The 22,735-nt window shown below is 67.4% G+C and carries 19 protein-coding genes; 5 read left to right on the top strand and 14 right to left on the bottom strand.

The window, feature by feature from the left end:
- Nucleotides 1–2: 2 nt before the first annotated feature.
- The 6 genes from V5F48_RS06620 to V5F48_RS06595 all read right to left on the bottom strand — a co-directional run bounded on the left by V5F48_RS06620 (nucleotide 3) and on the right by V5F48_RS06595 (nucleotide 7,121).
- Nucleotides 3–377, bottom strand: coding sequence for an SUF system Fe-S cluster assembly protein (locus V5F48_RS06620; RefSeq protein ID WP_394258053.1), 375 nt, complete (start codon nucleotides 375–377; stop codon nucleotides 3–5).
- Nucleotides 374–1,621 (bottom strand): cysteine desulfurase, encoded by a 1,248-nt coding sequence (locus V5F48_RS06615; protein ID WP_394258052.1) that lies wholly within the window; start codon nucleotides 1,619–1,621, stop codon nucleotides 374–376. Before V5F48_RS06615 ends, V5F48_RS06620 begins: the two co-directional genes overlap by 4 nt.
- A 174-nt stretch (nucleotides 1,622–1,795) precedes the next feature.
- Nucleotides 1,796–3,148, bottom strand: coding sequence for a Fe-S cluster assembly protein SufD (gene sufD / locus V5F48_RS06610; RefSeq protein WP_394258051.1), 1,353 nt, complete (start codon nucleotides 3,146–3,148; stop codon nucleotides 1,796–1,798).
- 8 nt (nucleotides 3,149–3,156) lie between these two features.
- Nucleotides 3,157–3,906, bottom strand: coding sequence for a Fe-S cluster assembly ATPase SufC (sufC, locus tag V5F48_RS06605; RefSeq protein WP_394108831.1), 750 nt, complete (start codon nucleotides 3,904–3,906; stop codon nucleotides 3,157–3,159).
- Between the two features lie 264 nt (nucleotides 3,907–4,170).
- Nucleotides 4,171–5,643: a Fe-S cluster assembly protein SufB gene (sufB, locus tag V5F48_RS06600; protein WP_394258050.1), complete on the bottom strand. Its 1,473-nt coding sequence runs from the start codon at nucleotides 5,641–5,643 to the stop codon at nucleotides 4,171–4,173.
- Between the two features lie 218 nt (nucleotides 5,644–5,861).
- Nucleotides 5,862–7,121, bottom strand: coding sequence for a cysteine desulfurase family protein (locus tag V5F48_RS06595; RefSeq protein ID WP_394258049.1), 1,260 nt, complete (start codon nucleotides 7,119–7,121; stop codon nucleotides 5,862–5,864).
- Between the two features lie 310 nt (nucleotides 7,122–7,431).
- Between V5F48_RS06595 and V5F48_RS06590 the strand changes: the two genes are divergently transcribed.
- Nucleotides 7,432–8,103 (top strand): alpha/beta hydrolase, encoded by a 672-nt coding sequence (locus V5F48_RS06590; protein WP_012116441.1) that lies wholly within the window; start codon nucleotides 7,432–7,434, stop codon nucleotides 8,101–8,103.
- 58 nt (nucleotides 8,104–8,161) lie between these two features.
- On the opposite strand, the gene V5F48_RS06585 is transcribed toward V5F48_RS06590, so the two are convergent.
- Nucleotides 8,162–9,271 carry an anhydro-N-acetylmuramic acid kinase gene (locus V5F48_RS06585; protein ID WP_394258048.1) on the bottom strand — a complete coding sequence of 370 codons (1,110 nt, stop codon included), beginning with the start codon at nucleotides 9,269–9,271 and terminating at the stop codon, nucleotides 8,162–8,164.
- A gap of 130 nt (nucleotides 9,272–9,401) precedes the next feature.
- Here V5F48_RS06585 and tyrS point away from each other — a divergent pair, with 130 nt between their 5' ends.
- A complete protein-coding gene (gene tyrS / locus V5F48_RS06580) occupies nucleotides 9,402–10,652 on the top strand; it encodes a tyrosine--tRNA ligase (RefSeq protein ID WP_394258047.1) in 1,251 nt (416 codons plus the stop codon).
- Nucleotides 10,653–10,966: 314 nt separating this feature from the next.
- A complete protein-coding gene (gene rimO / locus V5F48_RS06575) occupies nucleotides 10,967–12,316 on the top strand; it encodes a 30S ribosomal protein S12 methylthiotransferase RimO (RefSeq protein ID WP_394258046.1) in 1,350 nt (449 codons plus the stop codon).
- 71 nt (nucleotides 12,317–12,387) lie between these two features.
- Here the strand turns inward: rimO and V5F48_RS06570 are convergent, their stop codons facing one another.
- The 3 genes from V5F48_RS06570 to V5F48_RS06560 all read right to left on the bottom strand — a co-directional run bounded on the left by V5F48_RS06570 (nucleotide 12,388) and on the right by V5F48_RS06560 (nucleotide 14,880).
- Nucleotides 12,388–13,194 carry a bestrophin-like domain gene (locus V5F48_RS06570; protein WP_394258045.1) on the bottom strand — a complete coding sequence of 269 codons (807 nt, stop codon included), beginning with the start codon at nucleotides 13,192–13,194 and terminating at the stop codon, nucleotides 12,388–12,390.
- A 130-nt stretch (nucleotides 13,195–13,324) separates the two neighbouring features.
- Nucleotides 13,325–14,353 carry an aminotransferase class III-fold pyridoxal phosphate-dependent enzyme gene (locus tag V5F48_RS06565; RefSeq protein ID WP_394258044.1) on the bottom strand — a complete coding sequence of 343 codons (1,029 nt, stop codon included), beginning with the start codon at nucleotides 14,351–14,353 and terminating at the stop codon, nucleotides 13,325–13,327.
- Nucleotides 14,354–14,487: 134 nt separating this feature from the next.
- Complete coding sequence (locus V5F48_RS06560; protein WP_394258043.1) at nucleotides 14,488–14,880, bottom strand: 4a-hydroxytetrahydrobiopterin dehydratase; 393 nt, start codon at nucleotides 14,878–14,880, stop codon at nucleotides 14,488–14,490.
- 272 nt (nucleotides 14,881–15,152) lie between these two features.
- On the opposite strand from V5F48_RS06560, the gene V5F48_RS06555 reads away from it, so the two are divergent.
- Complete coding sequence (locus tag V5F48_RS06555; RefSeq protein WP_394258042.1) at nucleotides 15,153–15,659, top strand: sterol desaturase family protein; 507 nt, start codon at nucleotides 15,153–15,155, stop codon at nucleotides 15,657–15,659.
- A gap of 278 nt (nucleotides 15,660–15,937) precedes the next feature.
- On the opposite strand, the gene clpA is transcribed toward V5F48_RS06555, so the two are convergent.
- The 3 genes from clpA to V5F48_RS06540 all read right to left on the bottom strand — a co-directional run bounded on the left by clpA (nucleotide 15,938) and on the right by V5F48_RS06540 (nucleotide 19,789).
- Entirely contained in the window at nucleotides 15,938–18,406 is a 2,469-nt protein-coding gene (gene clpA / locus V5F48_RS06550) for an ATP-dependent Clp protease ATP-binding subunit ClpA (RefSeq protein WP_394258041.1), read from the bottom strand.
- Between the two features lie 235 nt (nucleotides 18,407–18,641).
- Nucleotides 18,642–19,016 carry an ATP-dependent Clp protease adapter ClpS gene (gene clpS, locus V5F48_RS06545; protein WP_394108841.1) on the bottom strand — a complete coding sequence of 125 codons (375 nt, stop codon included), beginning with the start codon at nucleotides 19,014–19,016 and terminating at the stop codon, nucleotides 18,642–18,644.
- A 428-nt stretch (nucleotides 19,017–19,444) separates the two neighbouring features.
- Nucleotides 19,445–19,789, bottom strand: coding sequence for a phasin family protein (locus V5F48_RS06540; protein ID WP_394108842.1), 345 nt, complete (start codon nucleotides 19,787–19,789; stop codon nucleotides 19,445–19,447).
- Nucleotides 19,790–20,079: 290 nt separating this feature from the next.
- Here V5F48_RS06540 and V5F48_RS06535 point away from each other — a divergent pair, with 290 nt between their 5' ends.
- Nucleotides 20,080–21,981, top strand: coding sequence for a serine hydrolase (locus V5F48_RS06535; protein WP_394258040.1), 1,902 nt, complete (start codon nucleotides 20,080–20,082; stop codon nucleotides 21,979–21,981).
- Between the two features lie 16 nt (nucleotides 21,982–21,997).
- Here the strand turns inward: V5F48_RS06535 and V5F48_RS06530 are convergent, their stop codons facing one another.
- Nucleotides 21,998–22,726: a DnaJ domain-containing protein gene (locus tag V5F48_RS06530; protein WP_394258039.1), complete on the bottom strand. Its 729-nt coding sequence runs from the start codon at nucleotides 22,724–22,726 to the stop codon at nucleotides 21,998–22,000.
- Nucleotides 22,727–22,735: the final 9 nt, after the last annotated feature.

Raw genomic sequence — 22,735 nt, 5'->3', positions numbered from 1 at the left:
TCTCACCACAGGTTGAGGGTGGCGCGGGCTTCTTCCGACATGCGGCCCTGGTCCCACGGAGGGTCGAAGGTGATATCCACCTTCACATCGGAAATGCCCGGCACCGACGCCACGGCGTTTTCCACCATGCCCGGCAGCTCGGCGGCGGCGGGGCAGTTGGGGGTGGTCAACGTCATTTCCACCGCGACCGTGCGGTCGTCGGCGATGTCCACCTTGTAGATGAGACCCAGCTCGTAGATGTCCACCGGGATTTCCGGGTCATAGACGGTCTTCAGCGCACCGACGATGCTGTCGGTCAGGCGCTCCAGCTCCGCCTCGGCAATGGAGGAGCTGATCTGCGGCGCATTCGCCTGCTCGGTGGTCTTCGTCTCGGTCATGCGAACAAATCCTGCGCCTTGACGAGGGCGTCCACCAGACGGTCCACGTCGGCGCGCGTGTTGTAAAGGGCAAAGGATGCGCGGCACGTCGCTGTTGCACCATATCGGGCCAAAAGCGGTTGGGCGCAATGGGTGCCCGCCCGCACTGCAACACCGTAGCGGTCGATGACGGTGGCCACATCGTGCGGATGGGCGCCCTTCATCTCGAAGGAAATGATGGCGCCCTTGCCCGGCGCGGTCCCGATGATGCGCAGGGAATTGAGCGCCCCCAAGCGTTCGTGGGCATAGACGGAGAGCTCGTGCTCGTGGGCGGCGATGCGCTCGCGGCCGATGGAGTTCACATACTCCACCGCCGCGCCGAGCCCGATGGCCTGAACAATTGGAGGTGTTCCAGCCTCAAATCGGTGCGGCGGCACGCCATAGGTCACGTCATCTTCCGTGACCTCGCGGATCATCTCGCCGCCGCCTTCATAGGGCGGCATCTGCGCCAGCAGGTCCAGCTTGCCGTAGAGCACGCCGACGCCGGTGGGCGCATAGAGCTTGTGGCCGGTGACGGCGAAGAAATCCACGTCCAGGTCGCGCACGTCCACCGGCATGTGGACGATGGACTGGCAGCCATCCACCACCACCTTGGCGCCCACCGCATGGGCCGCCGCCGCGATCTCCTTGATGGGCGTCACCGTGCCCAGCACGTTGGACATCTGGGTGATGGCGACGATCTTCGTGCGCTCGGAGAGCAGGCCCTTGAACGCCTCGAAGTCGAACGCGCCGTCCTCGGTGACCGGCGCCCACCGGATCACCGCGCCCTTGCGCTCGCGCAGGAAGTGCCACGGCACGATGTTGGAATGGTGCTCCATGATGGAGAGCACGATCTCGTCGCCCGGCTGGATCGACTGGCCGAGGGAACTCGCCACCGTGTTGATGGCCCCGGTGCCCGAGCGGGTGAAGATGATCTCGTCCACGGACGCCGCATTCAGGAAGCCGCGCACGCTCTCGCGGGCCTGCTCGAAGGCCTCGGTGGCGGCATTGGCCAGATAGTGCAGGCCGCGATGGACGTTGGAATATTCCCGCTCATAGACGGTCACCATGCGCTGGATCACCTGCCGCGGCTTCTGGGCGGAGGCGGCATTGTCCAGATAGGTGAGCGGATAGCCGTTCACCTCCAGCGACAGCGCCGGGAAATCGGCCCGCACGGCCTCCACGTCGAAGCCGCCATTGCGCACGGCGGGGTGGATAAGCGTCATGGCGAAAGGTCCTCGCTAAAGCTTGCCGGCAAAGCCCTCTCCCGCTTGCGGGGGAGGGTTGGGAGGGGGAAGGCATCCGCGCCTCGCGCCCAATCCGGCGCATATGGCCCAACCGGGGACCCCCTCCCCGGCCCTCCCCCGCAAGCGGGAGAGGGAGGCCGTCGATACCACGCGCTACGCCGCCCGCTTCTCCAGCCACGCCACCATGCGGGCGACGAGGACCTCGCGCAGGGCCTCGTCTTCCACAAATTCCACGGCCTCGCCCACGAAGGCCTGGATGAGCAGGCGCTCGGCCTCCTTCAGCGGCAGGCCGCGCGAGCGCAGGTAGAACAGCATCTTGTCGTCCAGCGTGCCCACCGTGGCGCCGTGGCCGCACTGCACGTCGTCGGCGAAGATCTCAAGCTCGGGCTTGTTGTCCATCTCCGCGCCGTCGCTCAGCAGCAGCGACTGACTCATCATGCGCCCGTCGGTCTTCTGGGCATCGCGCCGCACCACGATCTTGCCCTGGAACACGCCGTGGGCCTCGTCCGAAAGCACGGTCTTGAACAGCTCCCGGCTCTCGCAGCCCGCCACCGCATGATCGATGAACATGGTGGTGTCGGCGTGCTGGCGGCCCTTCAGCAGGGTCGCGCCCCGCACCCCCAGATGGGAGCCGATGCCCTGGAAGCGGCCATAGACCGAATGGCGCGACAGCGCCGCGCCCTGCACCAGCGAGAACACGTTGAGCTTCGCCGTGCGGCCCAGCTCAAGCATGAGCGTGCCGAGGTGAAGCGCCGCCGCGCCCTCCTCCTGGAGCCGCACCAGGTTGACGGTGGCGCCGTCGCCCACCACCAGTTCCATGGCGTGGTTGGCCTGGTAGGCGACGCCCTCGCGGCCGGTGAAGCTCTCCACCAGCGTCAGCTCGGCGCCGTCCCCCACCACCACCACGGTGCGGGTGAAGCCGGCCACGGCCTCGCCCGCCGGGAAGACGTGGGCCAGATGCACCGGCTTGGCGACCTTGGTGCCCGCCTCCACCTTCACCACCAGCCCCTCGCCGAGGAAGCCGGTGTTCAGCGCCAGCGCGCCGTCGTAGCGATCCGGCGGCAGCGAGCCGATGCGGTCCAGCAGCGGATCGTTCACCGCCGTCGCCGTGTCGAGCGGCCGGGCGCTGACCCCGGCGGGCAGGCCGGCGAAGTCGGAGGCCCCGCGCGCCAGCATCCCGCTCACGAACAGGAAGCGCGCCGCATGGGGCACGTCCAGCGCCCGGAAGGTGGCTTCCGCCTCGTCCGCGGCCGTGGGGGCGGTGGCGAGCGGGGGGAAGGCGCGAACGGCGGCGCGCAGGTCGGTGTATTTCCATTCCTCCACCCGCCGGTTGGGCAGGCCGTGGGCGCGGAAGGCCTCAAGGGCATCGGCGCTCAGCTCGCCGAGGCGCCCGTCGAGGCCCCCCTGCCCCGCCGCGGCGTCGAGCCGTGCCTGGAGCCGGGCCTGGAGTGTTGCGGCGATGGCATCTTCCGCCGCTGTGCGGGCGGGACGGACGGGGATGTTCATGGCGCCGCTCACGCCGCATCCTGCCCGTAGGCGGCATAGCCGGATTCCTCCAGCTCCAGCGCCAGCTCGGCGCCGCCGGAGCGGACGATGCGGCCCTTGTGCATCACATGCACCACGTCCGGCACGATATGGTCGAGCAGGCGCTGGTAATGGGTGATGACCAGCATGGCGCGGTCGGGCGCGCGCAGGGCGTTCACCCCTTGCGCCACCACCTTCAGCGCATCGATGTCGAGGCCGGAATCGGTCTCGTCGAGGATGCACAGCTTGGGCTCCAAAAGCGCCATCTGCAGGATCTCGTTGCGCTTCTTCTCACCGCCGGAGAACCCCACGTTGACCCCGCGCCGCAGCATGTCCTGGGTGATGCCGAGGTCCGGGGCCTTCAGGCGCACCAGCTTGAGGAAGTCGGGGGTGGAGATTTCCTCCTCTCCGCGCGCCTTCTTCTGCGCATTCATGGCGGAGCGCAGGAACTGCATGTTGGCGACGCCGGGGATCTCGATGGGATACTGGAAAGCGAGGAACACGCCCGCCGCGGCCCGCTCTTCCGGCGCGAGGGCGAGGATATCCTGGCCGTTGAAGGTGGCCGACCCTTCCGTGACCTCATAGTCCGGCTTGCCCGAGAGCACATAGGACAAGGTGGACTTGCCGGAGCCGTTCGGCCCCATGATGGCATGCACCTCCCCCGCCGGAACGGTGAGGGTGAGGCCCTTGAGGATCTCGTTGTCGCCAATGCGGGCGTGGAGATTCTTGATTTCGAGCATGTGTCTTCGTCCTTGAGCTGTTCCGGCGCGGCGGTCCATCTCGAACCAGCCGTCATGCCCGGGCCTGTCCCGGGCATCCACGCCGTGCCGACCGTGCAGGTGCGGCGAAACCTGTGCGAACCCCGCCGCGTGGATGGCCGGAACCCGGATACTTCCGGGTTCCGTTCTCGAAACTGAAATCGGCAACAGCCGATTTCAGGAACAAGGCCGGCCATGACGCACGGGAAAAGCGGCCTTGGCGGCGCGCGAAGCGGCGGCGAGCCGCTACCCCACGCTCCCCTCAAGGCTCACGGCGATGAGCTTCTGGGCCTCCACGGCGAACTCCATGGGCAGTTGCTGGAGCACGTCGCGCACGAAGCCGTTGACGATGAGCGCCACCGCCTCTTCCTGCGAAAGGCCCCGCTGGAGGCAGTAGAACAACTGGTCCTCGGAGATCTTGGAGGTGGTCGCCTCGTGCTCGAACTGGGCCGAGGCGTTCTTGGCCTCCATGTACGGCACGGTGTGCGCGCCGCACTGGTTGCCGATGAGCAGCGAGTCGCAATTGGTGAAGTTGCGCGCGCCGGTCGCCTTCCTGTGGGCCGAGACCTGCCCGCGATAGGTGTTCTCCGAATGGCCGGCGGCGATGCCCTTGGAGATGATGCGGCTCGACGTGTTCTTGCCGAGATGGATCATCTTGGTGCCCGAGTCCACCTGCTGGTAGCCGTTGGAGATGGCGATGGAATAGAACTCGCCCTGCGAGTTGTCGCCGCGCAGGATGCAGCTCGGATACTTCCAGGTGATGGCCGATCCGGTCTCAACTTGAGTCCACGAAATCTTGGAATTGTCGCCCCGGCAGTCGCCGCGCTTGGTGACGAAATTATAGATACCGCCCTTGCCATCCTTGTCGCCGGGATACCAGTTCTGGACGGTGGAATACTTGATTTCGGCATCCTTCAGCGCCACCAGCTCCACCACGGCGGCGTGCAGCTGGTTTTCGTCGCGCTGGGGCGCGGTGCAGCCTTCCAGATAGCTCACATAGGCCCCCTCGTCGGCGATGATGAGGGTGCGCTCGAACTGGCCGGTGTTGCGCTCGTTGATGCGGAAGTAGGTGGAAAGCTCCATGGGGCAGCGCACGCCCTTGGGGATGTACACGAACGACCCGTCGGAGAAGACCGCCGAATTCAGCGTGGCGTAGAAATTATCCGACACCGGCACCACCGAGCCGAGATAGGTCTTCACCAGTTCGGGATGCTCGCGAATGGCTTCCGAAATGGGCATGAAGATCACGCCCGCGCTGGCCAGTTCCGCCCTGAAGGTGGTGGCCACCGACACGCTATCGAACACCGCGTCCACCGCCACCTTCGAGCCACCGGTGCTCTCGATGCCCAGCAGGGCGTCGCGCTCGCGCAGCGGAATGCCGAGCTTCTCGTAGGTCTTGAGAATTTCCGGATCGATCTCGTCGATGGACTTCGGCCCCGCCTTGGGCTGCGAATAATAATAATAGGCCTGGAAGTCGATTTGCGGATAGCTCACCCGCGCCCAGGTGGGCTCCTCCATGGTGAGCCAGCGCCGATAGGCCTCCAGCCGCCATTCGAGCATCCATTCGGGCTCGTTCTTCTTGGCGGAGATATAACGGATGGTATCCTCGGAGAGGCCCTTGGGGGGCTTCTCACTCTCGATATCCGTAATGAAACCGTACTTGTACTGGTCCACATCGAGCGCGCGGACGCGTTCAACCGTTTCCTGAACCGCAGGCATCTTCTCTTCTCCTCTCCCGCGCGGGGTCAAGGCCCGCGGGTCAAGTTCACGTCTTGCATCTTAAGCCGCGCATACCGCGCGGGTCCCTCAATCTCTGCCTCTACGCCGCGCGTACCGCGCGGCTTCCGGCCTTTTTGCTTCTACGCCGCGCGTACCGCGCGGCTTCCGGCTCTTTGCTTCTACGCCGCGCGTACCGCGCGGCTTCCGGCTCTTTGCTTCTACGCCGCGCGTACCGCGCGGCTTCTCAGGTGCGGCACCACCTTTTGCAAGGCCGCCACCGCCTCGTCCACATCCTGCTGCGTGCTCGACCAGCCCAGCGAGAGGCGGATGGCGCCCGCCGCCCGCGCCTCGGGGACGCCCATCGCCGAAAGCACGTGGGAGGCGCCCACCTTGCCCGACGAGCAGGCGGAGCCTGCACTGACACTTACGTGGGCAAGGTCGAGCGCGATCACCAGTGTCTCGGCCCGAAGTCCGGCAAACGTGAGCATGCTGGTATTGGGCAGCCGCTCTGCGCCGGAAGCGATGACCCCTGCATCGGGAACGCCGGCCAGCACCTCCCGTTCCAGCACATCGCGCAGTCCGGCGAGCCGGGACGCCTCCGCGCCCAGTTCCACGCACGCCACGCGGGCGACGGCGCCGAAGCCGGCGATGGCCGGGCCGTTCTCGGTGCCCGCACGGCGGTTGCGCTCCTGCCCGCCGCCGGCGATGAGGGCCGGCGTGCGATCATCCGGCCCCGCCGCCACCAGCGCCCCGGCGCCCGGCGGGCCGCCCATCTTGTGGGCGGAGAGGCTGAGGAAATCCACGCCCAGCGCCGCCATGTCCAGCGGCAGGCGCCCCGCAGCCTGCACCCCGTCGCAGAACACCACGCCATCGTGCGCCTTTACGAGGCGCGCGGCCTGCGCCACCGGCTGCACCACGCCGGTCTCGTTGTTGGCCGCCATCAGCGCCAGAAGCGCCCGCCGGCCTGCGGCGGCATGGCGGGCCAGCGTCGCCTCCAGCGCGCCGAGATCGAGACGGCCCGCGCCGTCCACGGGCAGCACCTCCACCGCCGCGGCGGGAAAGCGATGGCCGCGCAGCACCGCGGGATGCTCCACCGCGCTCATGAGCAGCACGTCGCAGGGCTTCGGCCGGCCGGCCATCTCCACCGCCGGATGCAGCGCCAGCGCGGCCGCCTCCGTGGCGCCCGAGGTGAAGACCACGCCGCGCGGCGAGGCTCCCGCGAGGCGCGCCACATCCGCCCGCGCCGCCTCGATCCGCGCCCGGGCGGCGCGGCCATCGGCATGAACGGACGAGGCGTTGCCCACACCCTCCAGCGCCGCGAGCAGGGCGGCACGCGCCTCGTTTCTCAGAGGGCTCGTGGCATTGTGATCAAGGTAGACACGGCGTGCAGCGGCGTTGGCCGCGGGCGCAGTTGCCCCGACCTCAGACCGATCTTGCGACCTGGGATCCTGCGGTGCCAGGATGCCGCCCGCGCTCATCTCCGCCTCCCGGTCCCTTGCGCGAAACACGCTCCGGACCCGCGCCAGACTTGCAATTGCCGGCAATCTCGGTCATAGCTCAAACTTCACCCGATCCCGCATTGCAGCGCCCTACGGTTTGCGCAGCCGGCAGGAACAGATTAGAATTATTCTAAATAAATAGGTCGTTCCGATCTGTAAGTCAAGCATTACCGTTTCGGCGTCAAGTCGTTAGGGTGATGCAAGCGGGTTCGTCCCCGAGAGCCGCGACTTTCGGACAGGTTCCGCTTCATCCTGTGCGTCATTGCCACCCAGAGGTTGTAAAACTTCCATGCCAGAAGTGATCTTCCCCGGCGAAAAGGGGCGCCTTGAAGGCCGCTACCAGCCCGCCAAGACCCGCAATGCGCCTATCGCCATCATTCTTCATCCGCACCCGCAGTTCGGCGGGACGATGAACAATCCTGTCGTGTACAATCTGTATTACCAGTTCGCGAACCGTGGCTTCTCGGTGCTGCGCTTCAATTTCCGGGGTGTCGGCCGCTCCCAGGGGTCGTTCGACCACGGCACCGGCGAATTGTCCGATGCCGCGGCCGCGCTCGACTGGGCCCAGTCCATCAATCCGGATGCGCGGGCGTGCTGGATCGCCGGCTTCTCCTTCGGCGCCTGGATCGGCATGCAGTTGCTCATGCGCCGTCCGGAGGTGGAGGGCTTCATCTCCATCGCCGCGCCGGCGAACCTCTACGACTTCTCCTTCCTCGCGCCCTGCCCGTCCTCGGGCCTGTTCGTCCATGGCGACAAGGATGCGGTGGTGCCCACGTCCGCGGTGCAGACGCTGGTGGAAAAGCTGAAGACCCAGAAGGGCATCGTCATCGAGCAGCAGGTGGTGCCCGGCGCCAACCACTTCTTCGACGGCAAGACCGAGGACCTGATGGGCGTGGTCGGCACCTATCTCGACAAGCGCCTGCCCGGCACCCGCAAGGACAGCAAGGACAGCGCCGCCTGAGCCTTTCCCGGCTTCGCTCCGCTTCAACGGCGCGCCCCGAAGGCGCGCCGTTTGCGTTTCACGGCCGAAACAGCACCCCGCCGGTCATGGGCTCCGGTGCGCCGGTGGTGGTGGGGAAGGTCAGCGGCAGGCCCTTGAAGGCGCGGGCGGCGAGATAGCCGAAGGCGTGGGCCTCCAGCGCGTCGGCCGACCAGCCCACGGTGTCCGCCGTGCGCACGTCCGCCCCCAGCCGTGCCGCCAGCATGGCCAGCAGCGTCGGGTTGCGCGCGCCACCGCCGGCGACGATCCAGCTTGCCGGCGGCCGGGGCAACAGCTCAACCAGCGCCGCCACCGTCGCCGCCGTCAGCGCCGTGAGCGTCGCCGCGCCATCCTCCAGCCCCATGCCCGCCAGGCCCATGCGCTCGCCCACGAACACGCGGAAATCGTTGCGATCCAGCGATTTGGGCGGCGGCTGGCGGAAGAAGGGGTGCGCCAGAACCTCGGCAATGCGCGCCTCGTCCACGCGGCCGCGCGCCGCCGTGCCGCCGTCCGCGTCGAAGGGCACTTTCGTGCGGGCGAAGAGAAAATCGTCTATCAGCGCATTGCCCGGCCCGGTGTCGCAGGCAACCGGGGGCGCGTCGCCGTCCAGAACGGTGACATTGGCCACCCCGCCCACATTCAGCACCGCCACCGGATGGGCCAGCGCGAGCCGCCGCACCAGCGCGCGGTGGAACACCGGCACCAGCGGCGCCCCCTGCCCGCCCGCCGCCACGTCAGCGGCGCGGAAATCCGCCATCACCGGCACGCCGAGGCTTGCCGCCAGCCGCTCTCCCGCGCCGATCTGCACGGTGAGCCGGGCGTCGGGCCGGTGGAGCACGGTCTGGCCGTGGAAACCCACGAGGTCCATGTCGGAGGGGGTGAGGCGCAACTGCTCCAGAAGCTGGCGCACCGCCTGCGCGTGCAGGTCGGTGATGCGGATTTCGGCTTCCCGCAGCACGCCGGGCCGGTCGGTGCGATGGTTGATGCCGCGCGCATCCTCCATGGCCTGAACCAGCAGCGCCCGCGTCTGCGCATCATAGGGCAAGGTGAGCGCGGCGCCGAGCCATTGCACCTCCTCGCCGTCGGTATCGATCAGGGCGGCGTCGATGCCGTCCATGGACGTGCCGCTCATCAGGCCCACCACGCGCATCCGCTCACCCCCTGCAATCGTGCCCTATGCAATCTTGCGCCGGACCTGATACACCACCGCACCTTTCCGGCGCGTGAGCGCCGGCCTCATGACCGTTCCAGAAGACCGATCCAAAAGACCGATCAAAGCGATGACCTCCCAGACCTTCCGCTCCGACTTCCTGCGCACCCTGTCCGAGCGCGGCTACATCCACCAGTGCTCGGACCTTGAGCGTCTCGACGCCAAGGCCGCGGAAGGCCCGATCACCGCCTATATCGGCTTCGACGCCACCGCCTCCAGCCTCCATGCCGGGCACCTGCTGTCCATCATGATGCTGCGCACGCTCCAGCGCACGGGACACAATCCCATCGCGCTCATGGGCGGCGGCACCACCAAGATCGGCGACCCGTCCGGCAAGGACGAGGCCCGCAAGATGCTGACCGACCAGCAGATTGAGGACAACATCGCCTCCATCCGCAAGGTGTTCGCGCGCTTCCTCGATCTGGAGGGCGGCGCGAAGATGGAGAACAATGCGGCCTGGCTCGACGAGCTGAAATACATCCCGCTTTTGCGCGAGGTGGGGCCGCACTTCACCATCAACCGCATGCTCACCTTCGATTCGGTGAAGCTGCGGCTGGAGCGCGAGCAGCCGCTCACCTTCCTCGAATTCAACTACATGATCCTGCAGGCCTACGACTTCGTGGAGCTGAACCGGCGCCACGGCTGCATCCTGCAGATGGGCGGCTCGGACCAGTGGGGCAACATCGTCAACGGCATGGAACTGGGCCGCCGCATGCACGGCGCCGACCTGTTCGCGCTGACGACGCCGCTGCTCACCACCTCGTCCGGCGCCAAGATGGGCAAGACCGCCGGCGGCGCGGTGTGGCTCGATGCCGACCTTCTAAGCCCTTATGAATACTGGCAGTACTGGCGCAATGCCGGCGATGCGGACGTGGAGCGCTTCCTGAAGCTCTTCACCGAGCTGCCGCTGGACGAGATCGCCCGCCTCGCCGCGCTTCAGGGGCAGGAGATCAACCTCGCCAAGGAGGTGCTCGCCACCGAGGCCACCGCTTTGCTCCACGGCCGCGAGGCCGCCGAGAAGGCGAAGGAGACCTCCCGCGCCACCTTCGCCGACGGCGCGCTGGCGGTGGACCTGCCCACGGTGGAAGTGCCCCGCGCCACACTGGCGGCGGGCCTTGGCGTCGCCAATGCCTTCGTGGAAGCCGGCCTCGTCGCCTCCACCAGCGAGGCGCGCCGCCAGATCAAGGGCGGCGGCCTGAAGGTGAACGATGCGACTGTCACCGACGAGAAGGCGACGCTGGACCTTACCGCGCTGACGCCGGAAGGCGTGGTGAAGCTGTCGCTGGGCAAGAAAAAGCATGTGCTGATCAAGCCGGTGTGAGGGCTCGCGTGCCCCGGACGCATGCAGCGCAAGCGGAATGCGATCCGGGGTCCAGCGCAGGAGACCGCCGAAGGCGCTTCCGAACCCCTTGGGCGCCGTGGATTTTGCCTGCTGCGCAGGAGTCTTGCGCTGGACCCCGGCTCTCCTTGCGCTGACGCTCCAGTCGGCCGGGGCACGAACCGCGCCCCCGCACCCTCCTTCGGCCACAAAGTCGCGGGATTGACGGGGCACGGGCGCTCGGCTACGCGCCAGCCCTTCGCACAGCTACAATTCTGCCGCCAGCAAAACCCGCCCAAGAGAAACCCGCCCGCCCCATGGCCGACACCGTCCTGAAACCCGCGCCATCCAGGCCCGCGCCGCGCATCTCCTTCGTCTCGCTGGGCTGCCCCAAGGCGCTGGTGGATTCAGAACGCATCGTCACGCGGCTGCGCGCGGAAGGCTATGAGCTGACGAAAACCCACCAGGGCGCCGACCTCGTGGTGGTGAACACCTGCGGCTTCCTCGACAGCGCCAAGGCGGAAAGCCTCAACGCCATCGGCGAGGCTTTGGCCGAGAACGGCAAGGTGGTGGTCACCGGCTGCATGGGCGCCGAGCCCGAGCAGATCCGCGAGGTCCACCCGAGCGTCCTCGCCATCACCGGCCCGCAGCAATATGAGAGCGTGCTCGCCGCCGTGCACGAGGCGGTGCCGCCGGCCCACGCCCCCTTCCTCGACCTCGTGCCTGCCGAGGGCGTGAAGCTCACGCCCCGCCACTACGCCTATCTCAAGATTTCCGAGGGCTGCTCCAACCGCTGCACCTTCTGCATCATCCCCAAGCTGCGCGGCGACCTGGTCTCGCGCCCGGCGGGGGACGTGCTGCGCGAGGCCGAGCGGCTGGTGAAAGCGGGCGTGAAGGAACTGCTCGTCATCTCGCAGGACACCTCGGCCTATGGGGTGGACCTGCGCTATGCCCCGAGCCCCTGGGGCGACAGGGAGGTGGCCGCCCGCTTCCTCGATCTCGCCGCCGCGCTGGGGGATCTGGGGGCATGGGTGCGCCTGCATTATGTCTACCCCTACCCGCATGTGGATCAGGTGATGGAGCTGATGTCCGCCGGCAAGGTGCTGCCCTATCTCGACATCCCGTTCCAGCATGCCAGCCCCACCGTGCTGAAGCGCATGAAGCGCCCGGCCTCGCAGGAAAAGACCCTCAGCCGCATAAAGGCATGGCGCGCGGCGGTGCCGGACCTCACCTTGCGCTCCACCTTCATCGTTGGCTTCCCCGGCGAGACCGAAGCGGAGTTTGCCGAACTGCTCGCCTTCCTTGAGGAGGCGGAGATCGACCGCGCCGGCTGCTTCAAGTTCGAGCCGGTGCGCGGGGCCGATGCCAATGCGCTGGACGGCGCCGTGCCGGACGAGGTGAAGGCCGAGCGCTACGACCGCTTCATGCGCACCCAGCAGAAGGTGTCGGCCCGGCGCCTCAAGCGCAAGGTGGGCACCCGGCAGAGCGTGATCATCGATGCCGTGACGGCCGAAGGCGGCATCGGCCGCACCAAGGGCGACGCGCCGGAGATCGACGGCACGGTGAGGATATTCTCCCGCCGCCCCCTGCGCGTGGGCGAAATCGCCACCGTGAAGATCGAGGCGGCCGGACCCTACGACCTCTCCGGCACCGCCGTGGGGTTCTGAGGGTCGACCCGATCGGAGCAAGCCGCCTGATCGGGGAACCTGCGCTGCACCCGCCCTGCCCGGGCCAGCCTTCACGGCGCGGGCGGGATGACCAAGCCCCCGGAAAAGCCCTGGATCGTCCACTCGTAGGGCGCAGCGCTCGTGCGGAATTCGCCGAGGCGCGGCGCCGCGAGGTCCAGAATGTCAACGATCACGACCGTCCACATGAGCATCAGCAGCACCACGAGCATGCGCTGGCTCTTCTCCCTGAGCCCGAGCTGGTAGCCGACCGCCCCCGTACTCAGCAGCGTCATGGTGATCAAGAGCCAGAACAGCTGCGGTGGAAACTTCGTCTCCATGGCGAACCGCTCGGCGGTAGCCATGTCGAACGCGTCGTTGAGCGCAGCCATCAGCAAGGCCGACACCGGATTGGGCTGCTCGCGGACGATGGCCGCCACATGCCCCCATAGGGCCGATTGCAGCACGCTGGTCTTCTGGTTCAGCGCATCGAGATGCGCCACGTCGATGCCGGCCATCACGAAGTCCGCGCGGACCCTCGCGTATTGCTCCAAGAGGGTTGCGATCTCCTCGGCGCGGGGCGTTCCCACGGCCTTGGCGCGCAGCCAGGCGGTGCCGATGGCGTTGGCCTCGGCGAGCGTTCCCGTGCGGCGCTCGCTGAACCTTGTGTTGGCGAAGGACAGGGTTAGCGCCAGAACAAAGGCCATCAGGGCCAGCATGCCGCCGACGACCACGCTCACGCCCTCCATCTGCGTCGTCGCCTGGGCCTTTGCGCGCCGCCCCATCCAGATGCCGATCCTGTGGGCGACGACCTGGACCGCAAGCAACAGCAGCCCGAAGGCGATAATGCTCTGTTCGGCAATTCCAGCAAGAAATGCCATCGGCCCGGCCCCCTGGCCTTCCGCTCCTGGTCCCGCCATGGCGGCGCTTTCAGAATTGGCCTACTGACCGGGCCGGTTGTCAATTGGGATCAGGCGGGCAGGTCCTCCCGTGACGCGCCCCGGCTCCGCCTCACGCCTGCTCGTGGGCCATTCCGGCCACCACCTCGTCGAGCCGATCGGCGACCGCGGCGATCTCCGCCTCCGTCACGTCGAGGGGCGGCAGGAAAGCCAGCACCGCGCCCAGGTCGCGCACCGTCACGCCCCGCTGCTCCAGCTGTTCCGCAAGCGCCTCGGCCGGGCCGGTGCAGACGAGGCCCTGCATCAGCCCCGTGCCGACAAGACCGGAGAAGAGGTCTGCCCGCTGGTAGCGCAGGGTCGCGAGGCGGTCTTCCAAAAGCCAGCCGAGACCCTGCACCCGCCCCTCGAAGCCGGCGGCGAAGGCGGTTTCCAGCACCTGCGCCGCCGTGGCCAGCGCCTCTTCCCCCGCCACGGGCAGGGAGGCCGGCAGGCCGCGCGCCCATTTCGCCGTGAGCACGAGGGCGGCCAGCGGCAGGCCGGCGCCCTCCCCCACCAGCATGAGGTCCGGCGTCACGCCGGTCCATTCATGGGCGAAGGCCATGCCGGTGCGCCCGAGGCCGGCGTCGGTCTCGTCGAAGACGAGGGCGAGGCCGTATTCGTCCGCCGTCTCGCGCAGTTCGGCCAGGAAGGACCCCGGCAGCATCTCGATGCCGGCCGCAAGCCGCACCGGCGCGACGAACAGGCCCGCCGTCTTGGGCCCGATGACGGCGCGGAGCGCCCCGATCTCATCGGGCATGCGGCTGACCTCCGCGTCGCCGGAAAATTCCGGCGGCAAGGGCGCATCCCCAGCGCAGACCAGCAATTCCCGCCGCTTGGGCCGGCCGGCGATGCGGTGCTGGGTGCGGATAGTGTCGAGGATCACCCGCCGCGCGGTGGCCGCCGAGGGCAGCAGCACCGCCGTATCGCCGAAGGAGTGGGCGACCAGCAGGTCCGCGACGGCGGCTGGGTCCAGGGCGGGCGCAGGTTCCGCAGGCGCGAGCGCCGGCTCAGGTGTTGCGACGAGGCACGCACCGGAAAAATCCAAGGGCGCGAAGTCCGGCGTGACGCTGTCCTCGGACCGTTCTGGCTCAGGTTGGGACATGGCACCTCCGGCGCCGGCACACGCCGGCGGCCAAGCAACGGATTGGGCGACATACGAGCCCGGCCGAAGCCGGCTCCCATCGCGACAGCGTGCCCAAGCAAGAACCCTGCCTCAACCGGCTACAGCACCGCCCCTCAATCGTATTTCAGATAAGAGAAGCGCAAATCATGCTGGGGCGTGCCCTCCAGCGGGGCGTCGGGCTCAAGGCCCGGCTGCCACATCACCACCTCCTCGATCTTCTGCGCCAGGGCGAAGTCGCGCACGGTGATGCCCTTGGCGTCGTGGGACATGAGGCGCACCTCCACCCACGCGTAGGAGGCGGTGAGGTCGGGATGGTGCCAGGCCGCCTCGGCCAGGTGGCCCACCGCGTTGATCACCATCAGCGTGCCCTTCCAGCTGTGGGTCTTGTAGGTGCGGCGGATCCAGCCGTCCTCGAAGCGCCAGTGGGGCAGGTCGGCCTTCAGCCGGGCCTCGATTTCTTCAGGGCCGAAGGTGTGCTTGCGGTCGATGGTTTGGTTGCGATCCATGGGGTGGCCTCCTCCATGCGCTTCCGGCCGGGCCGGTTCGCGGGACATGCCTGTGCGGTCTGCTTGTGGCATTTTCTGCGCATGGACCGATTTCCGCCAGTTGAAGCTGGCGCGAGCGCCCCGCGTGGCACGAAAGCGTGAAACGAAAGCGCGGAAAGAAACCGTACGCAGGATTGATCTGCCACAGGGCGCGGCGCGCCGGCGGATGCTGTATATCCACCCTGCCGCTGGGCGCGTTTGGCCCCACGCCGGCCGCAGCCGATGGGAACATCATGTCCACCACCCTCGCCTTCCTCGTCAACGCGCTCATCGTGATCGCCACGGTCGCCGCCATGGAAGGGGTGGCCTGGGCCGCGCACAAATATGTCATGCACGGCTTCGGCTGGGGCTGGCACAAGTCGCACCATGAGCCGCGCGAAGGCATCTTCGAGCGCAACGACCTCTATGCGCTGCTGTTCGCCGGCATCGCCATCGCCCTTATCTACGCCTTCCGCAATGGCGGGGCGCTGCTGTGGGTGGGCGTGGGCATGACGGTCTACGGCTTCCTCTATTTCTTCGTGCACGATGGCATCACCCATCAGCGCTGGCCGTTCCGCTACGTGCCGCGCAACGGCTATCTCAAGCGCCTGGTGCAGGCCCACCGGCTGCATCATGCGGTGGACGGCAAGGAGGGCTGCGTCTCCTTCGGCTTCATCTATGCCCCGCCGCCCGCCGACCTGAAGGCCAAGCTGAAGCAGATCCACGGCGGTAGCCTGAAGCAGAACGAGGCGGCGGAATAGGCGGAAGCTCTCTTCTTCGCGTCGCCGCACCCGGCAGGGAGAAAGATGGCGCTGCCCGACCGGCGACATGAAGAAAATCGGCTGTGCCGCATCGCGTCACCTCACCCGCCCGTCCCATTTTGGCCCGACGCCTCTCCCCCTCCCCCGTTTCCCCTCCCCCGTTCCCCCTCCCCATCCCTCCCCCGCAAGCGGGAGAGGGAGCAACGTGATGCCGAGCCCCGAAACGAAAAGAGGCGGCCGAAGCCGCCTCTTTCTTTTGTTGGGTGCTGGTCGGGCGCTCAGGCCTTCACCAGCGGCAGCTTGGGCACCGGGCTCCCGCGGCCAGGGCCGCCCGCGGGACCGCCTGACTTGGGACCCTTCGGCCCGCTCTTGGGACCCTTGGGGCCGGGCCGCGAGGCCTTCGCCTTGGCCGCAGGCTTGCGGCGCTTGGCCGGTTCCGGGGCGATCTTGTCCGGCTTGGGGGTGACGGGGCCTTCGGGGAATTCGAAGCCGAGCTTCGAGTCCGTGCCCTCGCCCTCCACCACCACGCGGACATGGCCGCCATTCTTCAGCGCGCCGAACAGGACGAGGTCGGCGAGCGGGGTCTTGATGAACTCCTGGATGACGCGGGCCATGGGCCGCGCCCCCATCTGCTCGTCGTAGCCGCGCTCCATCAGCCACGTCCCCGCCTCGTCGGACAGCTCGATGGTGACATTGCGGTCCGCCAGCTGGGCCTCCAGCTGGAGCACGAACTTCTCCACCACCTGGGTGATGACCTCGGGCGGCAGGTGGCCGAACGGGATCACCGCATCGAGACGGTTGCGGAACTCCGGCGCGAAGGTCCGGTTGATGGCCTCCGAATCGTCGCCCTCGCGCTTGGTGCGGGTGAAGCCGTAAGCGGGCTTCGCCAGATCCGCCGCGCCCGCGTTGGTGGTCATGATGAGGATCACGTTGCGGAAGTCGATCTGCTTGCCGTTGTGGTCGGTCAGCTTCCCGTGGTCCATCACCTGCAGCAGGATGTTGAAGAGGTCCGGATGGGCCTTCTCGATCTCGTCCAGCAGCAGCACGCAGTGCGGGTTCTGGTCCACCCCGTCGGTGAGCAGGCCGCCCTGGTCGAAGCCCACGTAGCCGGGAGGCGCGCCGATGAGGCGGCTGACCGTGTGGCGCTCCATATACTCCGACATGTCGAAGCGCAGCAGCTGCACCCCAAGCACCGAGGCGAGCTGCTTGGCCACTTCCGTCTTGCCGACGCCGGTGGGGCCGGAGAACAGGTAGGAGCCGATGGGCTTCTCCGGTTCCCGCAGGCCCGCGCGAGCCAGCTTGATGGAGGCGGCGAGGGCGTCGATGGCCTTGTCCTGCCCGTAGACCACGCGCTTGAGCGTGGTGCGCAGGGTGGCCAGCACCTCGGCATCGTCCTTCGAGATGGTCTTGGGCGGGATCCGCGCCATGGTGGCGATGGTGGCCTCGATCTCCTTCAGGCCGATGGTCTTCTTGCGCTTGGCCTCGGGCAGCAGCATCTGCGCCGCGCCGGACTCGTCGATCACGTCGATCGCCTTGTCGGGGAGCTTGCGGTCGTGGATGTAGCGGGCCGACAGCTCCACCGCCGCCTTGATGGCTTCGTTGGTGTAGCGCAGCTTGTGATAGTCCTCGAAGCAGGGCTTGAGGCCCTTGAGGATCTCGATGGCGTCGGCGACAGACGGCTCGGCCACGTCGATCTTCTGGAACCGGCGCACCAGCGCCCGATCCTTCTCGAAATACTGGCGGTATTCCTTGTAGGTGGTCGAGCCCATGCAGCGCAGGCTGCCCGAGGCGAGCGCCGGCTTCAGCAGGTTGGAGGCGTCCATGGCGCCGCCGGAGGTCGCACCGGCACCGATGACCGTGTGGATCTCGTCGATGAACATGATCGCGTTCGGATAGGCCTCGATCTCCTTCACCACCTGCTTGAGGCGCTCCTCGAAGTCGCCGCGATAGCGGGTGCCGGCGAGCAGCGCGCCCATGTCGAGGGCGAAGACGGTGGCCGTGGCCAGCACCTCCGGCACGTCGCCATCATTGATGCGCTTGGCGAGGCCCTCGGCGATGGCGGTCTTGCCCACGCCCGGGTCGCCCACGAACAGCGGGTTGTTCTTCTGCCGGCGGCATAGCACCTGGATGGTGCGGGTGATCTCGAGGTCGCGGCCGATGAGGGGATCGATCTTGCCCTCGTGCGCCTTCTTGTTGAGGTTCACGCAATAGGCGTCGAGGGCGTCGGCCTTCTTCTGCTTGTCGTCGCCGGACTTGGTCTCGGTCTCCTCGTCGGCGCCGCGCACGGGGCGGCTCTCGGACATGCCGGAGCGCTTGGCGATGCCGTGGGAGATGTAGTTGACCGCGTCGTACCGCGTCATGTCCTGCTCCTGCAGGAAATAGGCGGCGTGGCTCTCGCGCTCGGCGAAGATGGCGACGAGCACGTTGGCCCCGGTCACCTCTTCCCGGCCGGAGGACTGCACATGGATCACCGCGCGCTGGATAACGCGCTGGAAGCCGGCGGTGGGCTTGGAATCATCGGAGCCGGACTGGACGAGATTTTCCAGCTCCGTATCCACGTATTCGATGAGATTGCGACGAAGCTTCTCCATGTCGACGTTGCAGGCCCGCATGACGGCCGCGGCGTCCTGATCGTCCACGAGAGAGAGAAGCAGATGCTCGAGGGTCGCGTACTCGTGATGGCGTTCGTTGGCGAGGGCCAGAGCGCGATGGAGCGACTGTTCGAGGCTGCGTGAGAATGTGGGCATCGACACCTCTTCCGCGCATCGCTCCCGGCCCTTGGAAACCCCGCCAGCTTGGGGAGCGCGTGCACCATTCACACAAACTTCGTACCGGATGCCGCAGTGCGCAAGCCCCTCCTGCGATGGAAAAACGCTTCCCTTAGCCTGTGATCCATGCCGAGCACAAGACAGCGCCTCGCATTCCGGGCCTCAACGGCCCGGATTTCGTCCATCACGATTTTCGCGAAGCGCGTGAGCCGGCTTACTTCTTCTCCATCACGCACTGGAGCGGATGCTGGTGCTTGCGGGCGAAATCCATCACCTGCGTCACCTTTGTTTCGGCGACCTCATAGGTGAAAACGCCGCACTCCCCCACCCCGTGATGGTGCACATGGAGCATGATCGTGTTCGCCTGCTCGCGGTCCTTGTTGAAGAACCGTTCGAGCACATGCACCACGAATTCCATGGGCGTGTAGTCGTCGTTCAGCAGCAGCACGCGGTAGAGCGAGGGCCGCTTGGTCTGCGGCTTGGTGCGGGAAATGACCGCCGTGCCGGGACCATCGCCACCCCTGCGGGGTGGCGTGTCGGGACCGGCCAGGGCCGGTGCCTGAAAAGTGGAGATTGAAATATGCATCATATCCGTCGCGCCCTGTTCCGCTGCTCCGGCCGCCGCACGGAGTGTGGCGCAGCTCCCTGAATGACGAGAATAATAGGAAGTGCGGCGCCTCTTCGCCAGTGCCGGGGCTTTTCAACCGGGGCGCGGAGTGCCGCATCCGGACCCGCCAGGGCAGGGCCGCAGGCCGCGAGCCACCGCGGACGCAACAGCCGAAGAGCCAGAGTCGGGGATACCGAAACGCCTTCGGGGCGCCGAAACGACTAAGGCCCGGCGGTGGGCCGGGCCTTGTGACGCAACTCTTTTACGCAACCTACGCAACGCAACCTACGCAACACAGACAACGCAGCACCTGTTACGCAACTTACGCGGGTTCCCGAAGAAACCGATGCGCCGGAGGGACGCGAGAACACCCTCCCGGCGCAATGCCCGATGCAGGCGAAATATCAGCCTCAGGCCGGGAACTTGAAGCCGGTCTTGCCGAGGGTCGACTCGAAGGGCTTGTAGGTCTCCTTGGCCAGCTCCGTGTACAGCTCACCGAGCTTGGTGGCCTGGGCCACGGCACCCTCGTAGGCCGACTTCAGGTAGGTCTGCTGGATCTCGATGGCCTGCTCAACGGTCTTGGCGCCGAGCAGCTTCTCGAGGGCAGCGGTGCCCTGCTCGAAGGAGGACTTGGTGTAGTCGGCGATTTCCACCGCGATCGCCTGGGCGCTCTTGGAAAGCGTGCCGAAGCTCTTCATGGCGGATTCGATGTTGTCCTTGCTGATCTTCTGCAGCTCTTCAGCGGTCTGAACCATTGGGAGTCCCCTTTTTGCCGGCAAATCGGCCGGCCCCGCGCAGAGTGGTTATTGCCTCCGCTCAGTTGTGGATATTATGCACTGCAGCACGGCCGTCAAGCGGTTTTTGTGCAGCGCACAATATGGCAGCGCTGCCAGGTTTACGCCTTGGTAACTCCGCGTTTTTAGGCTCAGCACTTGGTCGCTTCCTCCAACCCTCGGTGCGACGCACAAGCCTTTCACAAGGCTCCGGGTCACAACGGGCGCGGGAACTGGATCAGGATTGCGACCAACGACACGGGAAAAAGTGCATGCGTAAATCGTCGGCCGGCCTCTCCTTGACCGTAAAAGCCCTTGCTTTTTCGGTGCTTGCGGCGTTCACCCTGACCACGACGGTGGCCGAGGCGAAGCCCCGCAAGAAGGCCCAGGTCGAGCGATCCAAGGAGCGATCCAAGTCGCGCTCCAAGCAGGTTGCCACCCCCCAGACTGCCGACGACTCCAGCCGCTGGCACTACGGCTCCGCCGCCATCATCGTGGACGCCAATACCGGCAAGGTGCTCTACGAGGACAATGCAGACGCCCTGCGACATCCTGCCTCAGTCACCAAGATCATGACCCTGTACCTCCTGTTCGAGCAGTTGGAGGCGGGCAACCTGAAGCTGGACAGCAACCTGCAGGTTTCGGCCAAGGCGGCGTCGCAGCAGCCGTCCAAGCTCGGGGTGCGGCCCGGCTCCACCATCGAGGTGGAAGACGCCATCAAGGCGCTGGTGACGCGCTCCGCCAACGACGTGGCGGTGGTGATCGCGGAAAACCTCGCCGACTCGGAATCCGAGTTCGCGGAGATGATGACGCGCAAGGCCCGCGCGCTCGGCATGAGCCGCACCGTGTTCCGCAATGCCAACGGCCTGCCGAACCCCAATCAGGTGACCACCGCGCGCGACCTGTCCATCCTCGGCCGCGCGGTGCAGGACCGCTTCCCCAAGCAATACAAGTATTTCTCCACCCGCACCTTCTATTATCGCGGGCAGGCCATCGGCAATCACAACCGCCTGCTCGGCCGGGTGGAGGGCGTGGACGGCATCAAGACCGGCTATACCCAGGCCTCCGGCTTCAACCTCGTCACCTCGGTGAAGCGCGACGGGCGTTATCTGGTGGGTGTGGTGCTCGGCGGCTCCAGCGCCGGTTCGCGCGACGCGCGCATGACCAACCTCATCAGCCAGAATCTCAACGTGGCTTATGCCGGCGGACGCACCGCGCCGAAGGTCACCGAAGTGGCCGAGGCCGCCATTCCCGTGGGCCGCGCCTTCCCCGCGCCCCTGCCGGTGGTGGCCCAGCGCGATGAGGACACGCCCCACGCCGTGGCGCCGCTGCCGAAGCCCGCCGCCGTGCAACTCGCCGCCGCCGAGCCGGCGACCACCGCTTCCATCCCCGCGGCCAGCCGCCAGCCGGTGAAGCCCGGCTCCGCCGAGCCCATCCGCCCGGTGGCGGTGAAGACCGTGGCGGTCCAGCGCCCGACGCAGGCGGCGGCGGCCCCCTCTCCGGCGAGCTTCGCCGCCCCCGCCGGCGTGCTCGGCTATCTCGGCCCCTCCGGCGCCACCCTCTCGCCCGCCGCCTCGGCGGTGCAGGCCGTGGCCCAGGGCCACGGGCGGCAGGCTCAGGCGGCTTCTTCCCAGACGGCGTCTCTTCAGCAGGCGACCACGCCGGCCGGCAAGGACACCTCGCGCCTTACCTCGGCGGTGGCCAGTGGCGCCTCCGAGCAGGCCCTGCGCGCCGCTCGCATTGCCGCCATGGAACCGGACGACGCCTATGCCCAGGCCGTGAAATCCGCCCAGCGCAGCCAGAGCGCCTCCCCAGCTGCGGCGCCCGCGCCGGCCCGGCCCGTGCGCACCGCGTCCCTCGTCCCGGTGGCGGTCCCCGAGCCGGCGGCAAAGCCCGCCCCGGCGAAATCTCCGGTTCCCGCCTCCGCCCATTCCGGCTGGCAGATCCAGATCGGCGCCTTTGGTGGCGAGCGCGAGGCCAAGGCCAAGCTCGAAGCCGCCAAGGCCCGCGCCAAGTCGGTCCTCGGCAGCGCCGATCCCTATACGGAGAAGGTGCAGAAGGGCTCGTCCGAACTCTACCGCGCCCGCTTTGCCGGGCTGGATGAGAAGGGCGCCCGCGAAGCCTGCCGTTTACTCAAGCGTAATGACTTCGACTGTATGACATTCAAGAATTGAACGCCGTGCACGAGAATCAGCCATGCTTGCGCAAGATCACGTCCTTGGCTCGATTGATCCTCGCAGCCAGATAGCTGGATCCGCCCAGGTCGGGGTGGAGCTTCTTCATGAGGGCGCGGTGCGCCGCGCGGACGGCCTCGGCCTCCGCACCCGGCTGAAGGCCAAGGATCTCATAGGCCTCCTCTTCGGTCATCGCGTCGCTGCCCGCGCGGACGCGCTCACCCGCGCCCATATTCCCGCCACCCGTATCCGCCTGTGCGTGCTCACGCCAGACGGGCGCCCGGCGGTCGAGATAAGCTTCGAGTAGCGCCAGCGACTGCGCATCGCAGATGCGGCGCAGGGCAAGCAGAGCCGGCACATCGAGCGCATCGAGCTTTGTCCCCGCATGGGGTCCGGAAACGACGACGCCGTTCATCTCGCCGCTGGCGAGGTCCAGCTCCATCTCCAGGAGCTGGGTGCGCACCTTGGAGACCTGCGGCGCGCGCCGCTTGCGAAACAGGCCACCGAGATAGCCGCCCACCCCCTTCGGGTCGAGCCGCCCCAGAAGGCCGATGCCCACCGCCGCCAGCGGGATCGCCGCCCCAAACCGCCCCGTCGCCAGCGCCCCCGCCGCGCCCAGCAAGGCCGCATAGGCCAGCGAGCGCATCAGGATGGCCATCAGCACCTTGGGGTCGGCCTTGGTCCAGACCTTGAGGCCGTAGAGGCCGATGATCAGCAGAAGGGCACCGGCAATCAGGCTGATCACGAAAACCAC

The sequence above is a fragment of the Xanthobacter autotrophicus ATCC 700552 genome (assembly GCF_043194565.1).
Taxonomy (GTDB): Bacteria; Pseudomonadota; Alphaproteobacteria; order Rhizobiales; family Xanthobacteraceae; genus Xanthobacter; species Xanthobacter autotrophicus_F.
Note: the sequence above shows the minus strand (reverse complement) of the source record. Positions and strands in the feature narration are given on the sequence as shown.

What these genes read in the sequence shown, in the direction of transcription:
- V5F48_RS06620 (WP_394258053.1), bottom strand. Translation starts at nt 377, where the DNA reads ATGACCGAGACGAAGACCACCGAGCAGGCGAATGCGCCGCAGATCAGC.
- V5F48_RS06615 (WP_394258052.1), bottom strand. Translation starts at nt 1,621, where the DNA reads ATGACGCTTATCCACCCCGCCGTGCGCAATGGCGGCTTCGACGTGGAG.
- sufD (WP_394258051.1), bottom strand. Translation starts at nt 3,148, where the DNA reads ATGAACATCCCCGTCCGTCCCGCCCGCACAGCGGCGGAAGATGCCATC.
- sufC (WP_394108831.1), bottom strand. Translation starts at nt 3,906, where the DNA reads ATGCTCGAAATCAAGAATCTCCACGCCCGCATTGGCGACAACGAGATC.
- sufB (WP_394258050.1), bottom strand. Translation starts at nt 5,643, where the DNA reads ATGCCTGCGGTTCAGGAAACGGTTGAACGCGTCCGCGCGCTCGATGTG.
- V5F48_RS06595 (WP_394258049.1), bottom strand. Translation starts at nt 7,121, where the DNA reads ATGAGCGCGGGCGGCATCCTGGCACCGCAGGATCCCAGGTCGCAAGAT.
- V5F48_RS06590 (WP_012116441.1), top strand. Translation starts at nt 7,432, where the DNA reads ATGCCAGAAGTGATCTTCCCCGGCGAAAAGGGGCGCCTTGAAGGCCGC.
- V5F48_RS06585 (WP_394258048.1), bottom strand. Translation starts at nt 9,271, where the DNA reads ATGCGCGTGGTGGGCCTGATGAGCGGCACGTCCATGGACGGCATCGAC.
- tyrS (WP_394258047.1), top strand. Translation starts at nt 9,402, where the DNA reads ATGACCTCCCAGACCTTCCGCTCCGACTTCCTGCGCACCCTGTCCGAG.
- rimO (WP_394258046.1), top strand. Translation starts at nt 10,967, where the DNA reads ATGGCCGACACCGTCCTGAAACCCGCGCCATCCAGGCCCGCGCCGCGC.
- V5F48_RS06570 (WP_394258045.1), bottom strand. Translation starts at nt 13,194, where the DNA reads ATGGCATTTCTTGCTGGAATTGCCGAACAGAGCATTATCGCCTTCGGG.
- V5F48_RS06565 (WP_394258044.1), bottom strand. Translation starts at nt 14,353, where the DNA reads ATGTCCCAACCTGAGCCAGAACGGTCCGAGGACAGCGTCACGCCGGAC.
- V5F48_RS06560 (WP_394258043.1), bottom strand. Translation starts at nt 14,880, where the DNA reads ATGGATCGCAACCAAACCATCGACCGCAAGCACACCTTCGGCCCTGAA.
- V5F48_RS06555 (WP_394258042.1), top strand. Translation starts at nt 15,153, where the DNA reads ATGTCCACCACCCTCGCCTTCCTCGTCAACGCGCTCATCGTGATCGCC.
- clpA (WP_394258041.1), bottom strand. Translation starts at nt 18,406, where the DNA reads ATGCCCACATTCTCACGCAGCCTCGAACAGTCGCTCCATCGCGCTCTG.
- clpS (WP_394108841.1), bottom strand. Translation starts at nt 19,016, where the DNA reads ATGATGCATATTTCAATCTCCACTTTTCAGGCACCGGCCCTGGCCGGT.
- V5F48_RS06540 (WP_394108842.1), bottom strand. Translation starts at nt 19,789, where the DNA reads ATGGTTCAGACCGCTGAAGAGCTGCAGAAGATCAGCAAGGACAACATC.
- V5F48_RS06535 (WP_394258040.1), top strand. Translation starts at nt 20,080, where the DNA reads ATGCGTAAATCGTCGGCCGGCCTCTCCTTGACCGTAAAAGCCCTTGCT.